The organism is Virgibacillus indicus (assembly GCF_002266285.1).
In the GTDB taxonomy this organism is placed as follows: Bacteria; Bacillota; Bacilli; order Bacillales; family Amphibacillaceae; genus Virgibacillus_K; species Virgibacillus_K indicus.
The window spans coordinates 567,402-583,297 of record NZ_NPMS01000001.1; the positions used below are offsets into that span (position 1 = coordinate 567,402).

The window sequence follows — 15,896 nt, forward strand, 5'->3', positions numbered from 1 at the left end:
TAGAATTTTTACGGTTGAATAAAAAATACATAGGGGTGCAAAAGATGGAAAAAACATTTTTAATGGTAAAACCAGACGGAGTACAACGTAATTTAATTGGAGAAATTGTAAAACGATTTGAAGCAAAAGGGTTCAAATTAGCAGGAGCAAAACTAATGGTAATTTCTGATGAGCTTGCACAGAATCATTATGGTGAACATAAAGAAAGACCTTTCTTTGGAGAGCTGGTAGATTTTATCACTTCAGGTCCTGTATTTGCAATGGTATGGGAAGGACAAAATGTAATCCAAACAGCACGCGATATGATGGGTAAAACAAACCCTCAGGAAGCGGCTTCAGGTACAATTCGCGGTGACTTCGGAATGACAGTTGGCAAGAATGTTATTCATGGTTCTGATTCTCCTGAAAGTGCTGAAAGAGAAATTGGATTATTTTTTGGGGAAGATGAGATTGTTTCATATACAAAGCAAGATAGTGCTTGGATTTATTAAAGATAGCCTGACCTCCGCTTTTCATAAGTGGAGGTTTTTTACACTGAAAGGAAAGTATAGATTTTTAAGGAAATCAGTATAAGCGCAACTAAGGCTTTCGCCATTAAAGCTTGGCGACAAGCCAAGTTTTCTAAAAATCTCGTGAAAGAGGCACAGGGAATGGAAGAGGAATATATTAAATTTAAAAGTCAAATTAAACATAAAATAGGAATTGATTTAAATCTGTACAAAGAAGCACAAATGAAACGCAGGATTACTTCACTGAGGAATAAACGGGGCTTTGGTGATTTTTCATCTTATTACAAAGCTCTCAATAAAGAGGATACTCTTTTAAAGGAATTTATCGATCGTTTAACAATAAACGTTTCAGAGTTTTACCGAAATCCAAAAAGGTGGGAAGTTTTAAAAAATAATGTTTTCCCGCTGCTCCTTGAAAACAAAAAAAAAATAACATTGTGGAGTGCTGCCTGTTCCACCGGAGAAGAACCCTATAGTCTGGCGATAATGGCAAAGGAGTATTTTCCCCAATATGATATAAAAATACTGGCAACAGATATTGATAGGAATGCTCTAGATGCAGCAAAACGGGGCATTTATCCGGCACAGGCTTTAAAAGAAGTACCTCAGGATTCAAAGAAAAAATATTTCACAGAAAAGAACGGCTTATACACTGTCAATCAGATACTGAAGCAGCAGATAAGCTTTAAAAAACATAATTTGCTGGCTGACAGGTATCCTCAAGACGTTGATTTAATCATCTGCAGAAATGTGTTAATTTATTTTACAGATGAAGCTAAAGAACTTATTTACCGCCGATTCAGTAATACACTCAATGATAACGGCGTTTTATTCGTAGGAAGCACTGAGCAGATTTTCAGTCCTGGTCAATATAATTTAAGCCTGCTGGATACTTTTTTCTATCAAAAAGATGCACTTAATTAGAAAACTCTTGTCAGAACTCTTGTCAGTCGATTAAGAGTTTTTTAATGATTTTTTAAATTTTACCCAAAATAATGACAGATATGATATAGTTATTAGAAAAATTAATTCTAGTGAAGGAGAATGTTCATTGCGCTACTTAACTGCAGGAGAATCCCACGGAAAACAACTAACAACAATAATTGAAGGCGTCCCAGCCAGAATGCCGCTGCTTCAAGAGGATATTAATGATTCCTTATTACGCAGACAGAAAGGACATGGACGCGGAAAAAGGATGCAGATTGAGAAAGACCTGGTTGATATTACTGGTGGAGTAAGACACGGGGAAACATTGGGGTCACCAATTTCACTAGTTGTACATAATGATGATTTCAAACATTGGGTTGATATTATGGGGGAGGATCCATTAGACCCCGATGCGAAAATCAGACGTGTTGTAACCAGACCAAGGCCGGGACATGCTGACTTAAATGGAGCACTTAAATATGGACATCGTGACATCCGAAATATACTGGAACGTTCCTCTGCCCGTGAAACTACCGTACGGGTGGCAGCTGGTGCTGTTGCAAAAACATTATTAAAACACTTAGGTATCGAAGTGAGTGGTTATGTTAAAGAAATTGCCGGAATACGAGCAGCAGAAATTGACACATTGACAATTGAGGAAAGACAAAAGATCTCAGAAGCATCTCCAGTCAGAGTTCTTGATAAAGATGTGGAGCAGCCTATGATGGACGCAATTGATGAGGCTAAAAAAGAAGGGGACTCTATTGGCGGCATCTGTGAGGTTTATGTAGAAGGGATGCCTGCTGGAGTTGGATCCTATGTTCATTACGATCGTAAGCTCGACAGCAGAATTGCAGGTAGTGTCGTTAGTATTAATGCTTTCAAGGGAGTAGAATTTGGAATCGGCTTCCAGGCATCACAGATGAACGGCAGTAAGGTTCATGATGAAATTACCTGGAGTGAAGACAAAGGATATTATCGCAAATCGAATCGTCTCGGTGGTTTTGAAGGTGGAATGACAACAGGTATGCCTATTGTTGTCAAGGGCGTAATGAAGCCTATCCCTACCTTGATGAAAAGACCTCTCCAAAGTGTTGATATCGAAACAAAAGAACCTTTTAAAGCAACTGTAGAGAGATCAGATGCCTGTGCTGTTCCGGCTGCTTCGGTAGTAATGGAGCATGTGGTTGCATTTGAATTGGCAAAAGCAATAACCGAGCAATTTCCTAGTGACCAATTTCCACAGCTTAAAAAGGCGATAGAGGAATACCGTGAAGAAATCAGGTGTTTTTAGTGGAAGAAATTCGTGTGAGATCAACTTCACATTCCTATATCGTTTCTATTGGGGAAAAAATTTTGTCTCAGTTAGAGCAATTTTTAACAGAAGATTATTCCAGAGTTCTTATTATCACGGATGAAACAGTCGCAGACCTCTATTTAGATATAGTGAAGAATAATATTCCTAAAGAGAAAATCTCATCCCATATTATCCCGGCAGGTGAACAATCCAAGAATATAGATGCATTTTATAATCTGCACACGGAAGCATTAAAAAATGGACTTGACCGCAATTCTTTGATTGTTGCATTGGGCGGAGGGGTTGTAGGTGATCTGGCAGGTTTTGCAGCGGCAACCTATATGCGGGGAATTGATTATATTCAGGTCCCCACTACAATTCTTGCACATGACAGCAGTGTTGGTGGAAAAGTCGCCATAAACCACGAGCTTGGCAAAAATATGATTGGAAATTTCTATCCTCCTCGAGCAGTTGTCTTTGATGTAACAACATTGCAGTCCTTAAAGGACAAAGATATTCGATCTGGCTATGCTGAACTGATTAAGGAAGCACTAATAGATGATGAAGCATTTTTCCATAGTATGCTAAAGACTGAGCTGAACACACTGTCAAACAAACAGCTGCAAGAGCATATTATGTTCGGAATCAAAGTAAAGGCTCTGATTGTTGAAGCTGATGAAAAAGAGTCCGGTGTACGGAAATATTTAAATCTTGGCCATACGCTGGGCCATGCAATAGAAGCTGAACTAGGCTATGGAACTCTTACACACGGGGAAGCTATAGCAATTGGATTATTATTCGCACTGCATGTAAGTGAAGATATTTACGGAGTCAGTTTACCTTTTAACGATTTATATCAATGGCTTGAAAAAAATGACTATCCTTTAAATACTTTTCAGTTTAACGAAGATGCATTAATAAATAAAATGAAATCGGATAAGAAAACAATAGATAATACGATACAAATGGTGCTTCTGGAGAAAATAGGCACACCAGCAACAAAAGAAATCAATGATCAGGATCTAAAAAATTACTTACAATCATTTAATCAAAGGGTGGTGCGGGAATGACAAGAGGTATAAGGGGAGCAACTACTGTTCCTGCAAATGAAGAAAATCACATGATAGCAAATACAAAAAAGCTTGTAGAAGAAATGATTGAAAAGAATAATATAGCTGCAGAAGATGTATCGCATGTATTTATTTCAGTAACGAAGGATTTGAATGCGACGTTTCCTGCTAAATCTCTTAGGGAAATACCTGGATGGACCTATGTACCAGTAATGTGTATGGCAGAAATAGAAGTACCAGGAAGTCTGCCTGCTTGTATTCGGATTATGATGGTTGTAAATACCACAGAAGAACAGAAAGGTATCCAACATGTATTTCATAATGATGCGATTAAATTGCGTCCAGATTTAGTAAAACAGAGAGGAGAGTAGTCAATGAAGGGAAAATCAGCACTAAATCAATTATCTCCTTATCAGCAAGGGAAACAGATCAAAGATATTCAAAAAGAATATGGCTTGGACAGGATTGTCAAGCTTGCTTCAAATGAAAATCCATATGGTTATTCTAAGCATGTACGTGACTTCTTTTTACATAATATAACTGAGTTCAATATATACCCAGATGGTTATACTGCAGAATTACGTACAGCGATAGCCGGGAAATTGAATGTAAAAGAAAATCATCTGATATTCGGAAGCGGGTCTGAAGAAATTGTAGCGATGATTTGCAGGGCCTTTCTATATCCTGGAACTAACACGGTTATGGCTGCCCCTACATTTCCGCAATATAAGCATAATGCAATTATTGAAGGTGCTCTTGTTCGGGAAATTCCAACCGTAAATGGTTATCATGATCTTGATAAAATGCTTGGAGCAATTGATGAGAAAACCAAAGTAGTTTGGCTCTGTTCACCAAATAATCCAACAGGTTCAGTAATTCCAAAAAGCGATTTTCAGTCATTTATGAAAAAATGTCCTGATAATATTTTAGTTGTTCTGGATGAAGCCTACTATGAGTATATGGAAGATTTGGAAAGTAATAATACCATTGAACATTTGTCAGATTATTCAAACCTGATTCTATTACGCACATTTTCAAAAGCCTTTGGCCTGGCTGGGCTGCGTATTGGTTATGGGGTTTCGAATGTGGAAATTGTTAAGAATCTTGATGTTGTCAGAGGGCCTTTTAATACTACCTCTTTGGCACAAAGAGCCGCATTAATCGCATTGGAAGATACAGCATTCATTGGGGAAACAGCTGCAAAAAATAAACTAGTGAAACAATCCATGCAGCAGTTCCTGGATTCCATCGGCTGGAAGTATTATGACTCTCAGGCAAACTTCTTATTGGTTTCAACCCCAATAAGCGGGACAGAGGTATTTCAATATTTAGTGAAGAATGGCTTTATCATTCGGCCTGGTGAAGTTCTTGGTGCACCAAATACGATCAGGTTCACACTTGGTGAAGCAGATGATATGAAATTATTGCAGAAAAAACTAGCAGAATTAAATGACGAAACAACCAAGGGGAATTAATCGTGAAACACACTATTTTAATTGCAGGACTTGGATTAATCGGCGGGTCTCTTGCAAAAGGAATGACTGAATCCAATCAGAATCATGTTATTGGTTATGACGTAAACCTAGAATCATTGGAATATGCATATACAAATAGAATCATTCATGAGTCGGCAAAGAATTTTCACAATGCAGCTGAGTTAGCAGATTTCATTATACTTGCGGCTCCAATCTCAGAGACAATCGAATTAATGAAAAAATTAAACGATATTCCACTAAAGGAAAATGTAATCGTCTCTGATACAGCTTCCGTAAAATGTTCTATTATAGAAACCGCTGGCCGACTTACAAATAAAAATATAACATTTATCGGTGGGCATCCTATGGCGGGATCCCATAAAAAAGGTGTACAGGCAGCAAAAGCACATTTATTTGAAAATGCAATTTATGTACTTACGCCTTCTGTAAATAGTACACCGGACAAAGTTGATGCACTTAAAGATATTTTGCGTCATGCAAAAAGTAAATTTATTATTCTAAATCCCGATGAACATGATGAAATGACGGGAGTTGTTTCCCATTTTCCGCATTTAATAGCATCCTCTCTAGTACAACAGGCCAGAAAATGGGGAGAGACACACTCTTATTTGCCAAATCTTGCTGCAGGCGGTTTTCGGGATATAACAAGAATAGCTTCAAGCAATCCGAAGATGTGGCAGGATATATTTTCACATAATCGCGGTAAAATGTCACAGCTGCTTGGAGAATGGATTAATGAAATGCATTTTCTGAAGGAATTAGTAGATAAAAATGATAAAGAGGATATAATTTCGTATCTGGATACGGCAAAAACTTACAGGGATGGATTAGGCACTGAGGAAAAAGGAGTTATTCCAGCTTTCTACGATATCTACGTTGACATTCGCGACCAAGCAGGTGCATTAGCCTCAGTAACACAAATACTGGCTAATGAAAATATAAGTATTAATAATATACAGATATTAGAAATTCGCGAGGGCATAACTGGAGCATTAAGACTAAGTCTGTCTTCAAAGGAAGCCCAAAGAAAAAGCCTCAGCATTCTCCAAAATAAAGGATATGAGATAATGATTCAGAGATAAACCAAAAGGAAGTGACTAGTATGGGTGAAATGAAATTGCAGGCAACCCAAAATCCTCTCAAAGGAGAAATAGAAGTGCCAGGAGATAAGTCTATTTCGCATAGAGCGGTTATTTTTGGATCCCTTGCCAAAGGCACTACAAAGGTGACACATTTTTTAGATGGTGAAGATTGCATGCGCACTGTAAATGCTTTCAAGAAAATGGGGGTTTCCATTGAAAAACAGGGATTGACACTAACAATAAATGGAAATGGAATTGAAGCCCTTACTGAACCTATTGAACCACTATATTTTGGCAATTCGGGCACTACTGCCAGGCTGATGCTTGGTTTATTGTCAGGACTCCCGCTTTTTACTACAATCTATGGTGATCCATCCCTGTCAAAGCGTCCTATGGACCGGGTTGGAATACCGTTAAGTATAATGGGAGCAAGCTTCGATGGCAGAGAGGGAGGAAGTCTTCTTCCTTTATCCATAAGGGGAAAAACGTTAAATGGAATCAACTATACATTGCCAGTCAAAAGTGCTCAGGTTAAATCAGCAATATTGCTTGCAGGACTTCATGCAGATGGAGAAACAAAAGTTACAGAAAATACACCCACTAGAAATCACACTGAAAATATGCTAAAGGCATTTGGAGCCGATTTAACTACAGATGGCCATACCATTACAGTAACTAACAAAAACACCCTGTCAGCAGCTGATGTTTATGTTCCTGGTGATATTTCCTCAGCCGCATTTTTTCTTGCAGCTGCAGCTATTATACCGGGAAGTAAATTAACTCTTAAAAATGTTGGATTAAACGAGACAAGAACGGGTATTATTGATGTGCTTAGGGCAATGAATGCGGATATTCAAATACATAATGAGCAAAGTGGCGGTGGAGAATTATTTGGTGATATTACCATTGCTCATCGTAAGCTCCGCAGCACAACAATAGAAGGGGAGATAATCCCAAGCCTGATCGATGAAATCCCGATCATTGCCTTGATTGCAACACAAGCAGAAGGTACAACTATTATACGTGATGCTGAGGAACTTAAAGTAAAGGAAACTGACAGAATTGCAGCTGCTGCAGATCTATTGTCCACCCTTGGAGCCTCTGTTGAACCAACAGATGATGGTATGATTATCCATGGTAAAACAGATTTAACCGGAGGCAAAGTCGCTTCCTATAATGATCATCGAATTGCAATGTCTGCAGTAATAGCTTCATTAATTGCCAAGGATGAAGTCCTTCTTGATGACGTAAGTTCCATTGCAATTTCCTATCCTGGTTTTTTTGATGACTTAGCTGAAATAAAAAGTAAATAGCAATTAATAAGTGTCTGATTCCCGCAATAAAACAGTTTAGGGAATCAGACTCTTTGTTTCTATATAGTCTCTTTCAGTTGAACATGAACATATATTTCGCTATCATAAATCGTATAGTTCGTACGAAGAGAGGATGTTCACTGTGGACACCATAATGGATGCAGTAAATTTGATGAAGAGCAATCAATCCGAAAAAGCAATTGAATTACTTAAGGCCTATTTAAAAGAAGCCAATGCTGAAGAGAAATATACCATTGCTGAAATATATATACAGTGGGGGTTTTTGCAGGAGGCAAGTATTATTTTGCATGAATTGCTGCGGACATATCCAGATGAAAGTGAATTAAAGCTCTCTCTGGCAGATATTTACATTGAGCTGGAAGATGATGAAATGGCAATAGATTTATTAAATGAAATTGAGGAAGATGACCCCTCGTATGTGCAGACCCTGATTCAGCTGGCTGATTTGTATCAGGCAATGGGATTATTTGAAGTAGCTGAACAAAAATTACTAACTGCAAAACAGACTGATCCCAATGAGGTAATTATAGATTTTGCACTAGGTGAATTATTATTCTCAATTGGAGAATACAGAAAAGCTATTACTTATTATGATAAAGTTGCACCAAAAATGAGTGAAGTAGCAAATATCCGGGTCGCTGACAGACTTGCAGAAGCACATGCTGCTTCAGGAAATTATGAACTGGCACTGGAATTATATAAGGAAGAAGAGTTGGAGGATCCGGATAAATTATTCAGATATGGTTTTACTGCATATCAGGCTAAACGTAAGGATATTGCAATTAAAGCCTGGGAACATGTAATTGAAATTGATGCTTTTTATAACACTGTTTATTTTCAACTGGCAAAAGCATATGAAGATGAAGGAATGCCTGAGAATGCATTTGACACTGCCAAAAAAGGACTTCAATTTGATGAATTTAATAAAGAACTCTTCTTTTTAGCAGGTTCCCTTGCCCATCAGCTCAATAATGATGAGGAAAGCGAGAAATTTACCCGCGAAGCCATAGCATTGGATCCGGATTATAAACAAGCCATCCTATTTCTAATCCAGCTATTCAAAAATAATGAAAATTATGAAGGAATTATTGACCTCCTTATCGAAATAAAAGGTATAGGTGCAGATGATTCACTTTATGAGTGGGAGCTGGCTCGTGCATATAATGAAATTGAATCATATAATAATGCATTAATTCACTATAAGGAAGCATATAATAGCCTTAACCAAGACAGCGACTTTCTAAAAGAATATGGATATTTTCTTACAGAAGAAGGGAGGATGAAGGAGGCTATTCCAGTTTTTGAGGCATATTTAATTCAACAACCATTAGATGATGAGATAGAAGGGTTTATACATCGCCTGAAACAATCAAACGAAAGTTGATTTATGAATTAAACAATTGCTGAGGGGGGATCTGATAACTTATGCAAACTCCTATTTCCATACAAGATAAAAAAAGCTTTATTCAATGGTTTCTGAACCATTATCAATTAAAAAAACGTGAAAGTGTCTGGATATTAAATTATCTTGTAAATCATGATGATCTGCTTAAACATGTTCATTTCGTCAGAGATGCGAAGTTTTGTCCGCGCGGTATTATTATGACAAGCCATTGCTCAAAAGAAGTGCCATTCAGGTTTTACAAAAACCAGCTGGTCACGACAGATGCGGAGAAGTCCTTTCATGATATCCGTTTAAATCAGAATGAGGATTTATATTTGCAGCTGAACTTTAAGAATGCAAACCAAAACTCATTTTATGTAGCAGTACTTGAGGAAAATCCATATATTCCGGATGAGTATTTTATTACCAAGAAAGACCAGGATATGGCAAAACAGTTATTGGAAAAATCACTGTATGATTTCAGAAGAGACTCACTTATAAAGGAAATTGACAGGGCTCTGGATACATCTGATCAGGAGAAATTCATGAAATTATCCGAGCAGTTAAATGAACTTGAAAAAACAAAAACAGAAACAGCGTGCAGTTAAAATTAAATGAACAGCAATAAATATGAATCAGCCTAAATTGCTATTGGCAATAGGTTGATTTTTTTTGTATATTTTTTAGAAATAAGATAAGATTTATTCATAGTGTTATATTTTCTATGTTTTAGTTAAAAATAAAAAAGGATTGGTAAAAGATATGTATTGGAAAAAAGAAGACATTAACAAATATGTACAGGCTAAGGAATACATTGATACAATTATTATTCCACTCATTCCTTTTCAGCTGTCTCAGGATAATGACCTCGAAAAGAATGCATTTCAAAGTGAGGTTCTTACTGTATTTTCAGGTGAAATTGAAAGAGAACTCACAGGAAGGGTAATGCTGATACCTACCTATACTTATTTAAAATCTGCAGATAAAGAATCAGAAGCAGCCCGCCTTAATGGCTGGGTAGAAGATGCTGAAAAACAGCCGTTTAACCATACTTTTTTTGTAACATTTGATTCATCCTGGAAAAAACATGAACAGGCTTTAAATGGAACATTACTGTGGCTGCCAGGTCTCCAGACAGGAGATCTTCATTCAAAAGAAATGCATGCAATCATCAGAGATCAGGTGGAACAAATCAGTGAATTGGTACGATCATACTGGCATTAAACAAAGAAAAATATAAAAAACGCGCAATCTATCACATAATACCTTTTAATTTAAAACTTTTAACTAACAAATTCTTTTATTTATTGACCGGACAACCAGTTTGCGCTATCATGGTAATGTCCTAGTAATCTGATTAAAATATAAATGTCCGTGATTATTGTAAAGAGGGGGGAAAATCATGAGTGAAAAAAAGCAACAAGTATCCCGCAGACAGTTTCTTAACTATACCCTTACTGGTGTAGGCGGTTTTATGGCAGCAGGACTGCTTGTGTCGCCATTGCGGATGGCTATTGATCCGGTATTGAAAGAATCCAGTGCAGGTGATTTAGCGAATGTCAGCCTGGCTGTTGAAGATATCACTACTGAGCCAACACGAGTTGACTGGAAAATTGACCAGATAGACGGCTGGTATGAATCTCAAGTCAATAAATCAGCATGGGTTTTTAAAGATGAAAATGATGAAATTCAAGCCTTTTCCCCGGTATGTAAACACTTAGGATGTGTTGTTTCATGGGAAGGCAGTGAAGATTATCCTAATGAGTTTTACTGTCCGTGTCATGATGGCCGCTATTATAAAGACGGTACCAACGTTCCGGGAACTCCGCCGTTAGCGCCATTGGATGTTTTTGAAAAAGAAGTAAGAGATGGAATGTTGTTCCTGGGCGAAGCAAAACCAAAAGGGGAGGCGTAATTATTTATGCTGCAGAAAATATATGACTGGATTGACGATCGTATAGATGTTACGCCGATATGGCGAGATATCGCTGATCATGAAGTTCCTGAACATGTTAATCCCGCCCACCATTTTTCAGCTTTTGTATATTGCTTTGGGGGCTTAACATTTTTCGTTGTTGTTATACAAATTCTTTCCGGGATGTTTCTTACGATGTATTATGTTCCGGATATTGAAAATGCATGGAAATCCGTTTATTACCTGCAAACTGAAGTAGCACATGGACAAATTGTTCGTGGGATGCATCACTGGGGCGCCAGTGTTGTTATTGTAATGCTCTTATTACATACATTGCGGGTGTTTTTCCAGGGAGCTTATAAAAAACCACGTGAACTTAACTGGATGGTAGGTGTATTACTATTCTTTGTTATGCTTGGCCTTGGGTTCACTGGATATTTATTGCCATGGGATAACAAAGCATATTTCGCAACTCAGGTTGGTCTTGAAATTGCTGAACAGGTTCCATTTATTGGTACACAATTGAAGACGCTTTTAGCTGGTGACCCATCTATTGTTGGTGCACAAACGCTGACACGTTTCTTCGCAATTCACGTATTCTTCTTGCCAGCTGCATTATTTGGTTTACTGGCAGCACACTTTATCTTAATCCGAAGACAAGGTATCTCCGGACCACTATAAAAAGGAGGGAAAAGCTATGCATAAGGGTAAAGGTATGAAATTTGTCGGAGATTCCCGAATCTCTGCCGAAAGGAAACCGAATACTTCGAAAGATTATTCAGAATATCCTGGTAGAACAGAAGCTTTTTGGCCCAACTTTTTATTAAAAGAATGGTTGGCAGGATCTGTATTTTTAGTTGGTTTTTTAAGTTTGACTTTAGCACATCCATCACCACTTGAGAAGATGGCTGATCCAACTGATGCAGCATATATTCCATTGCCAGACTGGTACTTCTTGTTCTTATATGAATTATTGAAATATGAATTTGCAAGTGGAACATATATTATTATGGGTATTCTCGTATTACCTGGACTTGCATTTGGTGCACTTCTACTGGCGCCATTTTTAGATAAAGGCCCAGGAAGAAGACCACATCAACGCCCAGTTGCTGTTGCAATGATGCTTTTAGCACTTACATCTGTGATCTGGCTGACTTATGAATCAGCAGCAAACGTCAACTGGGAACAGCGTGCAGAAGCAAACAAACCAGTTCCTGCTTCTAATGTTGAAATTGATACAGAACACCCAGGCTATGCAATATATGAAAATAGCTGTTTGTCCTGCCATGGTGGTGAGCTTGAAGGAACAGCTGGTCCATCATTAGTAGGTATTGATTACACTCCGGAGGAACTTGCTACAATAGCAACTGATGGAATTGGCAGCATGCCTCCTGATCAGTTTACTGGCAGTGATGAAGAGCTTGATCAGCTGGTCGAATTCATTATTTCAGTAAATGAAGAAGCAAAATAACAAACATATTTATACAAAACACCTTTGCCATTACAATGGTGAAGGTGTTTTTCTCTATTAAATACTTTCATTGCAGAAAGGGTTACTTAAATGCTTCGATACATATTGCTTGATAGGCTTTTTTTAATCGGTTTATTTGTTATAAATTTATTTGGAACTATATACGGGTATTTGTGGTATGAGAGCCAATTATCAATTACTCCCGCTATTTTTTTGATTTTTGTCCCCGATAGTCCAACAGCTAGTTTATTCTTTACGATCTTCTTATTATTTTTTATCTTCAGGAAACATGTTCCTTATATTGAAGCACTTGCAATTATCACGTTATTTAAATATGGAATATGGGCAGTTGTAATGAATCTTTTAACATTATTAATTGAGGGATCCCTTAGCTGGCAAGGATACATGCTGATGGCATCACATGGTGCGATGGCAATCCAGGGGCTGCTTTATGCTCCTTTTTATAAAATCAAATTACGGCATATTGTATTTGCTGCAATATGGACATTGCATAATGATGTTATTGATTATGTGTTTGAAATGATGCCAACATATTCAACGCTGGCGGAATATATGAATGAGATTGGTTACTTTACATTTTGGTTAAGCATTGTATCAATACTGATTGCATATAAGTTAGCAAAAGGTAAGGAGACGTCTTTCTAACTTGACTGTTATATAATGGTTTCTCACTTCATACATTAGTAGAAGAAAATCTATGTGAGGTGATCTCTATGGAGTATGTTAAAAGGGTCCTTACATCAGTGTTCATAGGGATTTTTCTATATGTGCAGTTTGGAGCAATAATTGTATCGGGAGCTGATTCAAACCAGCCAAAAGAAGCATTTTCTGCAGAAGAAAATATTGGAATAATTCCTCTGATGTGGACGATAGCTATAGTAGGCGGCAGTATTGCGATTACATTATCTTATGTAAGCTGGAGAAAATATAAAGGGGAACAAAAAAAGAAAGCGGAGAAGGACAAATTAATTGACTGAAACCTGATTTTTGACTAAAATTGACCTAAGAGATATAGTACAAAGGCGCAAGCACCCGTTTAGCGACGTACGGTGGTGAGGGAGGTCTCGCTAGTCGTTGGGGCTGAAGCTGGACGTGGCAGTTTCTAAGAATTTATTGCTGCCAAATTTTATACTTTCGTACTTAATTAAAATAAATAGATGGAGGAATGCAGTTTGTTAGGTGGATTAGGCGGATATATTATTTATATTGCGCTGTTAATGATTATCCCATTATGGGCGCAATCTAAAGTAAAAAGCACATATAAAAAATATTCTAAAAAGGCAACATCTTCAAATATGACAGGGGCACAGGTTGCCCGTAAAATTTTAGACGATAACGGATTATATGACGTATCGATCGAAGAAACCAAAGGGATGCTTTCTGACCATTATGATCCAAGAAAAAAAGTAGTACGATTATCTACTGGAAACTTCCATGGACAATCGATGGCAGCTTCAGCTGTTTCAGCGCACGAGGTTGGACATGCTATCCAGGATCAACAGGAATATGCCTTTTTGAAATTCAGAAGTGCATTAGTGCCAATTGCAAACTTTGGTTCCAATATTTCCTTCTTCTTCATTTTAGCCGGTATTTTCTTTAGTATGACAAATATGTTATTACTTGGAATCGTCTTTATGTCAGCCGCAGTGCTATTCCAATTAGTCACATTACCTGTTGAATTTGATGCCTCCAATCGAGCAATGGGACAGCTTGTGTCTTCAGGAATCATAAGAAATAATGAAGAACGTGAAACGAAAAAAGTATTAAATGCTGCAGCAATGACTTATGTAGCAGCTGCATTGGTAGCTGTAATGGAATTAGTCAGGTTTATCTTAATATACGTTGCAAGCTCTAATGAATAAAGCCAAAGGGATGACAAAATAATGTCATCTCTTTTCATTATTAAAGACAGAATAAAATTTTGCAGCAATTAACTCTTTGATATAAACAGCCATGTTCGGCTTCTGCGCCTTTGTTCTTATTCTATTGGATTTTTATTCTCATCCAGGGTGAAGCCTTCTCCTATAACATCATGAACCGTACTTACAGCAACAAAAGCATGTGGATCAATTTCATTAATAATATTTTTTAATCGGACAATTTCATTTCTGCCAACTACACAATACAGCACATCACGTTTTTCACCCGAAAATTTACCCCGGCCATCAAGTACGGTTACGCCACGGTCCATATCCTTTAGAATTTTTGCTGCGATATCATCACTGTGACTAGAAATAATTGTTGCCCCTTTTGCGGAATATGCGCCTTCTTGAATGAAATCAATCACCCTTGCACCAACATAAACTGCAACAAGCGTGTACATACCTTCGACTAAATCTAAAATAACGAAAACAGAGGTTGCGATTACAACAAAATCAAAAAGAAACATTGTCCTTCCCATGCTCCAGCCAGCATATTTATTTACTAAACGGGCAATGATGTCCACACCGCCTGTAGTACCCCCATACCGAAAAATGATTCCAAGCCCAACACCAATAAAAACTCCTGCAAATAATGCAGCTAAGGTCATATCAGACTGTAAATAAATATGAAACTGATTTGCCTGAAATACACTTAAAAATATAGAAACAGCAACTGTTCCTATGATTGTATATATAAAGGTATTTCTCCCCAGAAACTTCCAGCCAATAAAAAATACTGGTATATTAAGAAGGATATTGCTTATGGCCGGATCCCAGCCCCAAAGAAAGTAGAACAGCAGGGTAATACCGGTAAATCCGCCTTCCCCCAAGTTATTCTGCATATTAAAATGCACAATACCAAACGACATAATAGCTGAGCCCATTAGTATAAAAAGGATATTTTTCAGTTTCAGACCAAAAATCATATATTATAAACCTCCATTTCTGCCAAGTTTAAACACACGTAAAAGCACTTGTTTTATTATAGTCAATTTACAGTGGAAGAACAAATTATAATATTATCGCATCAACAGGCTAAATAATTTGTCAAAATCCCTTCTTTTAGCTAACATAAATGTAGAAAACAAGTGAATTAGAGGGGGATTTTTATCAACACGCCAAAATACAGTACAGCCGATATGCAGAAACGAGTCGATGATTATATTTCCCAATTTAAAGAAGGCTATTTTTCCCCATTAAGTTTAATGGCAAGGTTAACAGAGGAAACAGGGGAATTAGCCCGGGAAGTGAATCACTATCATGGTGAAAAACCAAAAAAGTCAACAGAAGAAGAAAAAACGATTGAAGAAGAACTGGGCGACGTATTATTCGTCATTTCCTGTTTTGCTAATTCACTGGATATTGATTTATCTGAAGCCTTTCAACTATCGATGAATAAAATAGAAACAAGAGATAAAGATCGCTGGACTCGTAAAGAGTAAATATAAACTTTAATCCACTGGGAGGA

General features: G+C 37.4%; 19 protein-coding genes. 18 read left to right on the top strand and 1 reads right to left on the bottom strand.

From position 1 onward, the window contains the following. Nucleotides 1-44 precede the first annotated feature (44 nt). The 17 genes from ndk (at nt 45) to CIL03_RS03010 (ending at nt 14,368) form a co-directional block, all read left to right on the top strand. A complete protein-coding gene (ndk, locus tag CIL03_RS02930; RefSeq protein WP_094883708.1) occupies nt 45-491 on the top strand; it encodes a nucleoside-diphosphate kinase in 447 nt (148 codons plus the stop codon). Between the two features lie 159 nt (nt 492-650). After that, complete coding sequence (locus tag CIL03_RS02935; protein ID WP_094883709.1) at nt 651-1,433, top strand: CheR family methyltransferase; 783 nt, start codon at nt 651-653, stop codon at nt 1,431-1,433. Between the two features lie 127 nt (nt 1,434-1,560). Beyond that, nucleotides 1,561-2,730 (top strand): chorismate synthase, encoded by a 1,170-nt coding sequence (gene aroC / locus CIL03_RS02940; RefSeq protein ID WP_094883710.1) that lies wholly within the window; start codon nt 1,561-1,563, stop codon nt 2,728-2,730. 14 nt (nt 2,731-2,744) lie between these two features. Then, the gene (aroB, locus tag CIL03_RS02945; RefSeq protein WP_338061869.1) at nt 2,745-3,803 is read left to right on the top strand and encodes a 3-dehydroquinate synthase; all 1,059 of its coding nucleotides are present in this window, start codon (nt 2,745-2,747) and stop codon (nt 3,801-3,803) included. Further along, on the top strand, nt 3,800-4,174 hold the full coding sequence (gene aroH / locus CIL03_RS02950) for a chorismate mutase (protein ID WP_094883712.1): 375 nt from the start codon (nt 3,800-3,802) through the stop codon (nt 4,172-4,174). Before aroB ends, aroH begins: the two co-directional genes overlap by 4 nt. Nucleotides 4,175-4,177: 3 nt before the next feature. Then, nucleotides 4,178-5,278 (top strand): histidinol-phosphate transaminase, encoded by a 1,101-nt coding sequence (hisC, locus tag CIL03_RS02955; RefSeq protein ID WP_094883713.1) that lies wholly within the window; start codon nt 4,178-4,180, stop codon nt 5,276-5,278. 2 nt (nt 5,279-5,280) lie between these two features. Then, entirely contained in the window at nt 5,281-6,381 is a 1,101-nt protein-coding gene (locus tag CIL03_RS02960) for a prephenate dehydrogenase (protein WP_206207660.1), read from the top strand. A 20-nt stretch (nt 6,382-6,401) separates the two neighbouring features. After that, on the top strand, nt 6,402-7,694 hold the full coding sequence (gene aroA, locus CIL03_RS02965) for a 3-phosphoshikimate 1-carboxyvinyltransferase (RefSeq protein WP_094883715.1): 1,293 nt from the start codon (nt 6,402-6,404) through the stop codon (nt 7,692-7,694). Nucleotides 7,695-7,836: 142 nt separating this feature from the next. After that, on the top strand, nt 7,837-9,099 hold the full coding sequence (locus CIL03_RS02970; protein ID WP_094883716.1) for a tetratricopeptide repeat protein: 1,263 nt from the start codon (nt 7,837-7,839) through the stop codon (nt 9,097-9,099). Nucleotides 9,100-9,140: 41 nt separating this feature from the next. Beyond that, nucleotides 9,141-9,707: a ReoY family proteolytic degradation factor gene (locus CIL03_RS02975; protein WP_094883717.1), complete on the top strand. Its 567-nt coding sequence runs from the start codon at nt 9,141-9,143 to the stop codon at nt 9,705-9,707. Nucleotides 9,708-9,861: 154 nt separating this feature from the next. Further along, entirely contained in the window at nt 9,862-10,323 is a 462-nt protein-coding gene (locus CIL03_RS02980) for a YpiF family protein (RefSeq protein ID WP_094883718.1), read from the top strand. Nucleotides 10,324-10,501: 178 nt separating this feature from the next. Continuing rightward, the gene (locus CIL03_RS02985; protein ID WP_094883719.1) at nt 10,502-11,014 is read left to right on the top strand and encodes a QcrA and Rieske domain-containing protein; all 513 of its coding nucleotides are present in this window, start codon (nt 10,502-10,504) and stop codon (nt 11,012-11,014) included. Nucleotides 11,015-11,020: 6 nt separating this feature from the next. Then, nucleotides 11,021-11,695, top strand: coding sequence for a menaquinol-cytochrome c reductase cytochrome b subunit (gene qcrB, locus CIL03_RS02990; protein ID WP_094883720.1), 675 nt, complete (start codon nt 11,021-11,023; stop codon nt 11,693-11,695). 16 nt (nt 11,696-11,711) lie between these two features. Next, nucleotides 11,712-12,485, top strand: a complete 774-nt coding sequence (locus CIL03_RS02995) for a menaquinol-cytochrome c reductase cytochrome b/c subunit (protein WP_094883721.1) — start codon at nt 11,712-11,714, stop codon at nt 12,483-12,485. A 90-nt stretch (nt 12,486-12,575) separates the two neighbouring features. Beyond that, nucleotides 12,576-13,151 (top strand): lipoprotein heptaprenylglyceryl N-acetyltransferase LhaT, encoded by a 576-nt coding sequence (lhaT, locus tag CIL03_RS03000; protein WP_094883722.1) that lies wholly within the window; start codon nt 12,576-12,578, stop codon nt 13,149-13,151. Between the two features lie 68 nt (nt 13,152-13,219). Beyond that, nucleotides 13,220-13,483 carry a sporulation protein YpjB gene (locus CIL03_RS20035; protein ID WP_094883723.1) on the top strand — a complete coding sequence of 88 codons (264 nt, stop codon included), beginning with the start codon at nt 13,220-13,222 and terminating at the stop codon, nt 13,481-13,483. A gap of 180 nt (nt 13,484-13,663) precedes the next feature. Then, complete coding sequence (locus tag CIL03_RS03010) at nt 13,664-14,368, top strand: zinc metallopeptidase (RefSeq protein ID WP_094883724.1); 705 nt, start codon at nt 13,664-13,666, stop codon at nt 14,366-14,368. Nucleotides 14,369-14,484: 116 nt separating this feature from the next. Here the strand turns inward: CIL03_RS03010 and CIL03_RS03015 are convergent, their stop codons facing one another. Further along, nucleotides 14,485-15,354 carry a YitT family protein gene (locus CIL03_RS03015; protein WP_206207661.1) on the bottom strand — a complete coding sequence of 290 codons (870 nt, stop codon included), beginning with the start codon at nt 15,352-15,354 and terminating at the stop codon, nt 14,485-14,487. 213 nt (nt 15,355-15,567) lie between these two features. Here CIL03_RS03015 and CIL03_RS03020 point away from each other — a divergent pair, with 213 nt between their 5' ends. Continuing rightward, nucleotides 15,568-15,870, top strand: a complete 303-nt coding sequence (locus tag CIL03_RS03020) for a nucleotide pyrophosphohydrolase (RefSeq protein WP_094883725.1) — start codon at nt 15,568-15,570, stop codon at nt 15,868-15,870. The last annotated feature ends 26 nt before the right edge of the window (nt 15,871-15,896 follow it).

What these genes read in the sequence shown, in the direction of transcription:
- ndk (WP_094883708.1), top strand. Translation starts at nt 45, where the DNA reads ATGGAAAAAACATTTTTAATGGTAAAACCAGACGGAGTACAACGTAAT.
- CIL03_RS02935 (WP_094883709.1), top strand. Translation starts at nt 651, where the DNA reads ATGGAAGAGGAATATATTAAATTTAAAAGTCAAATTAAACATAAAATA.
- aroH (WP_094883712.1), top strand. Translation starts at nt 3,800, where the DNA reads ATGACAAGAGGTATAAGGGGAGCAACTACTGTTCCTGCAAATGAAGAA.
- hisC (WP_094883713.1), top strand. Translation starts at nt 4,178, where the DNA reads ATGAAGGGAAAATCAGCACTAAATCAATTATCTCCTTATCAGCAAGGG.
- aroA (WP_094883715.1), top strand. Translation starts at nt 6,402, where the DNA reads ATGGGTGAAATGAAATTGCAGGCAACCCAAAATCCTCTCAAAGGAGAA.
- CIL03_RS02975 (WP_094883717.1), top strand. Translation starts at nt 9,141, where the DNA reads ATGCAAACTCCTATTTCCATACAAGATAAAAAAAGCTTTATTCAATGG.
- CIL03_RS02980 (WP_094883718.1), top strand. Translation starts at nt 9,862, where the DNA reads ATGTATTGGAAAAAAGAAGACATTAACAAATATGTACAGGCTAAGGAA.
- CIL03_RS02985 (WP_094883719.1), top strand. Translation starts at nt 10,502, where the DNA reads ATGAGTGAAAAAAAGCAACAAGTATCCCGCAGACAGTTTCTTAACTAT.
- qcrB (WP_094883720.1), top strand. Translation starts at nt 11,021, where the DNA reads ATGCTGCAGAAAATATATGACTGGATTGACGATCGTATAGATGTTACG.
- CIL03_RS02995 (WP_094883721.1), top strand. Translation starts at nt 11,712, where the DNA reads ATGCATAAGGGTAAAGGTATGAAATTTGTCGGAGATTCCCGAATCTCT.
- lhaT (WP_094883722.1), top strand. Translation starts at nt 12,576, where the DNA reads ATGCTTCGATACATATTGCTTGATAGGCTTTTTTTAATCGGTTTATTT.
- CIL03_RS20035 (WP_094883723.1), top strand. Translation starts at nt 13,220, where the DNA reads ATGGAGTATGTTAAAAGGGTCCTTACATCAGTGTTCATAGGGATTTTT.
- CIL03_RS03010 (WP_094883724.1), top strand. Translation starts at nt 13,664, where the DNA reads ATGGAGGAATGCAGTTTGTTAGGTGGATTAGGCGGATATATTATTTAT.
- CIL03_RS03015 (WP_206207661.1), bottom strand. Translation starts at nt 15,354, where the DNA reads ATGATTTTTGGTCTGAAACTGAAAAATATCCTTTTTATACTAATGGGC.
- CIL03_RS03020 (WP_094883725.1), top strand. Translation starts at nt 15,568, where the DNA reads ATGCAGAAACGAGTCGATGATTATATTTCCCAATTTAAAGAAGGCTAT.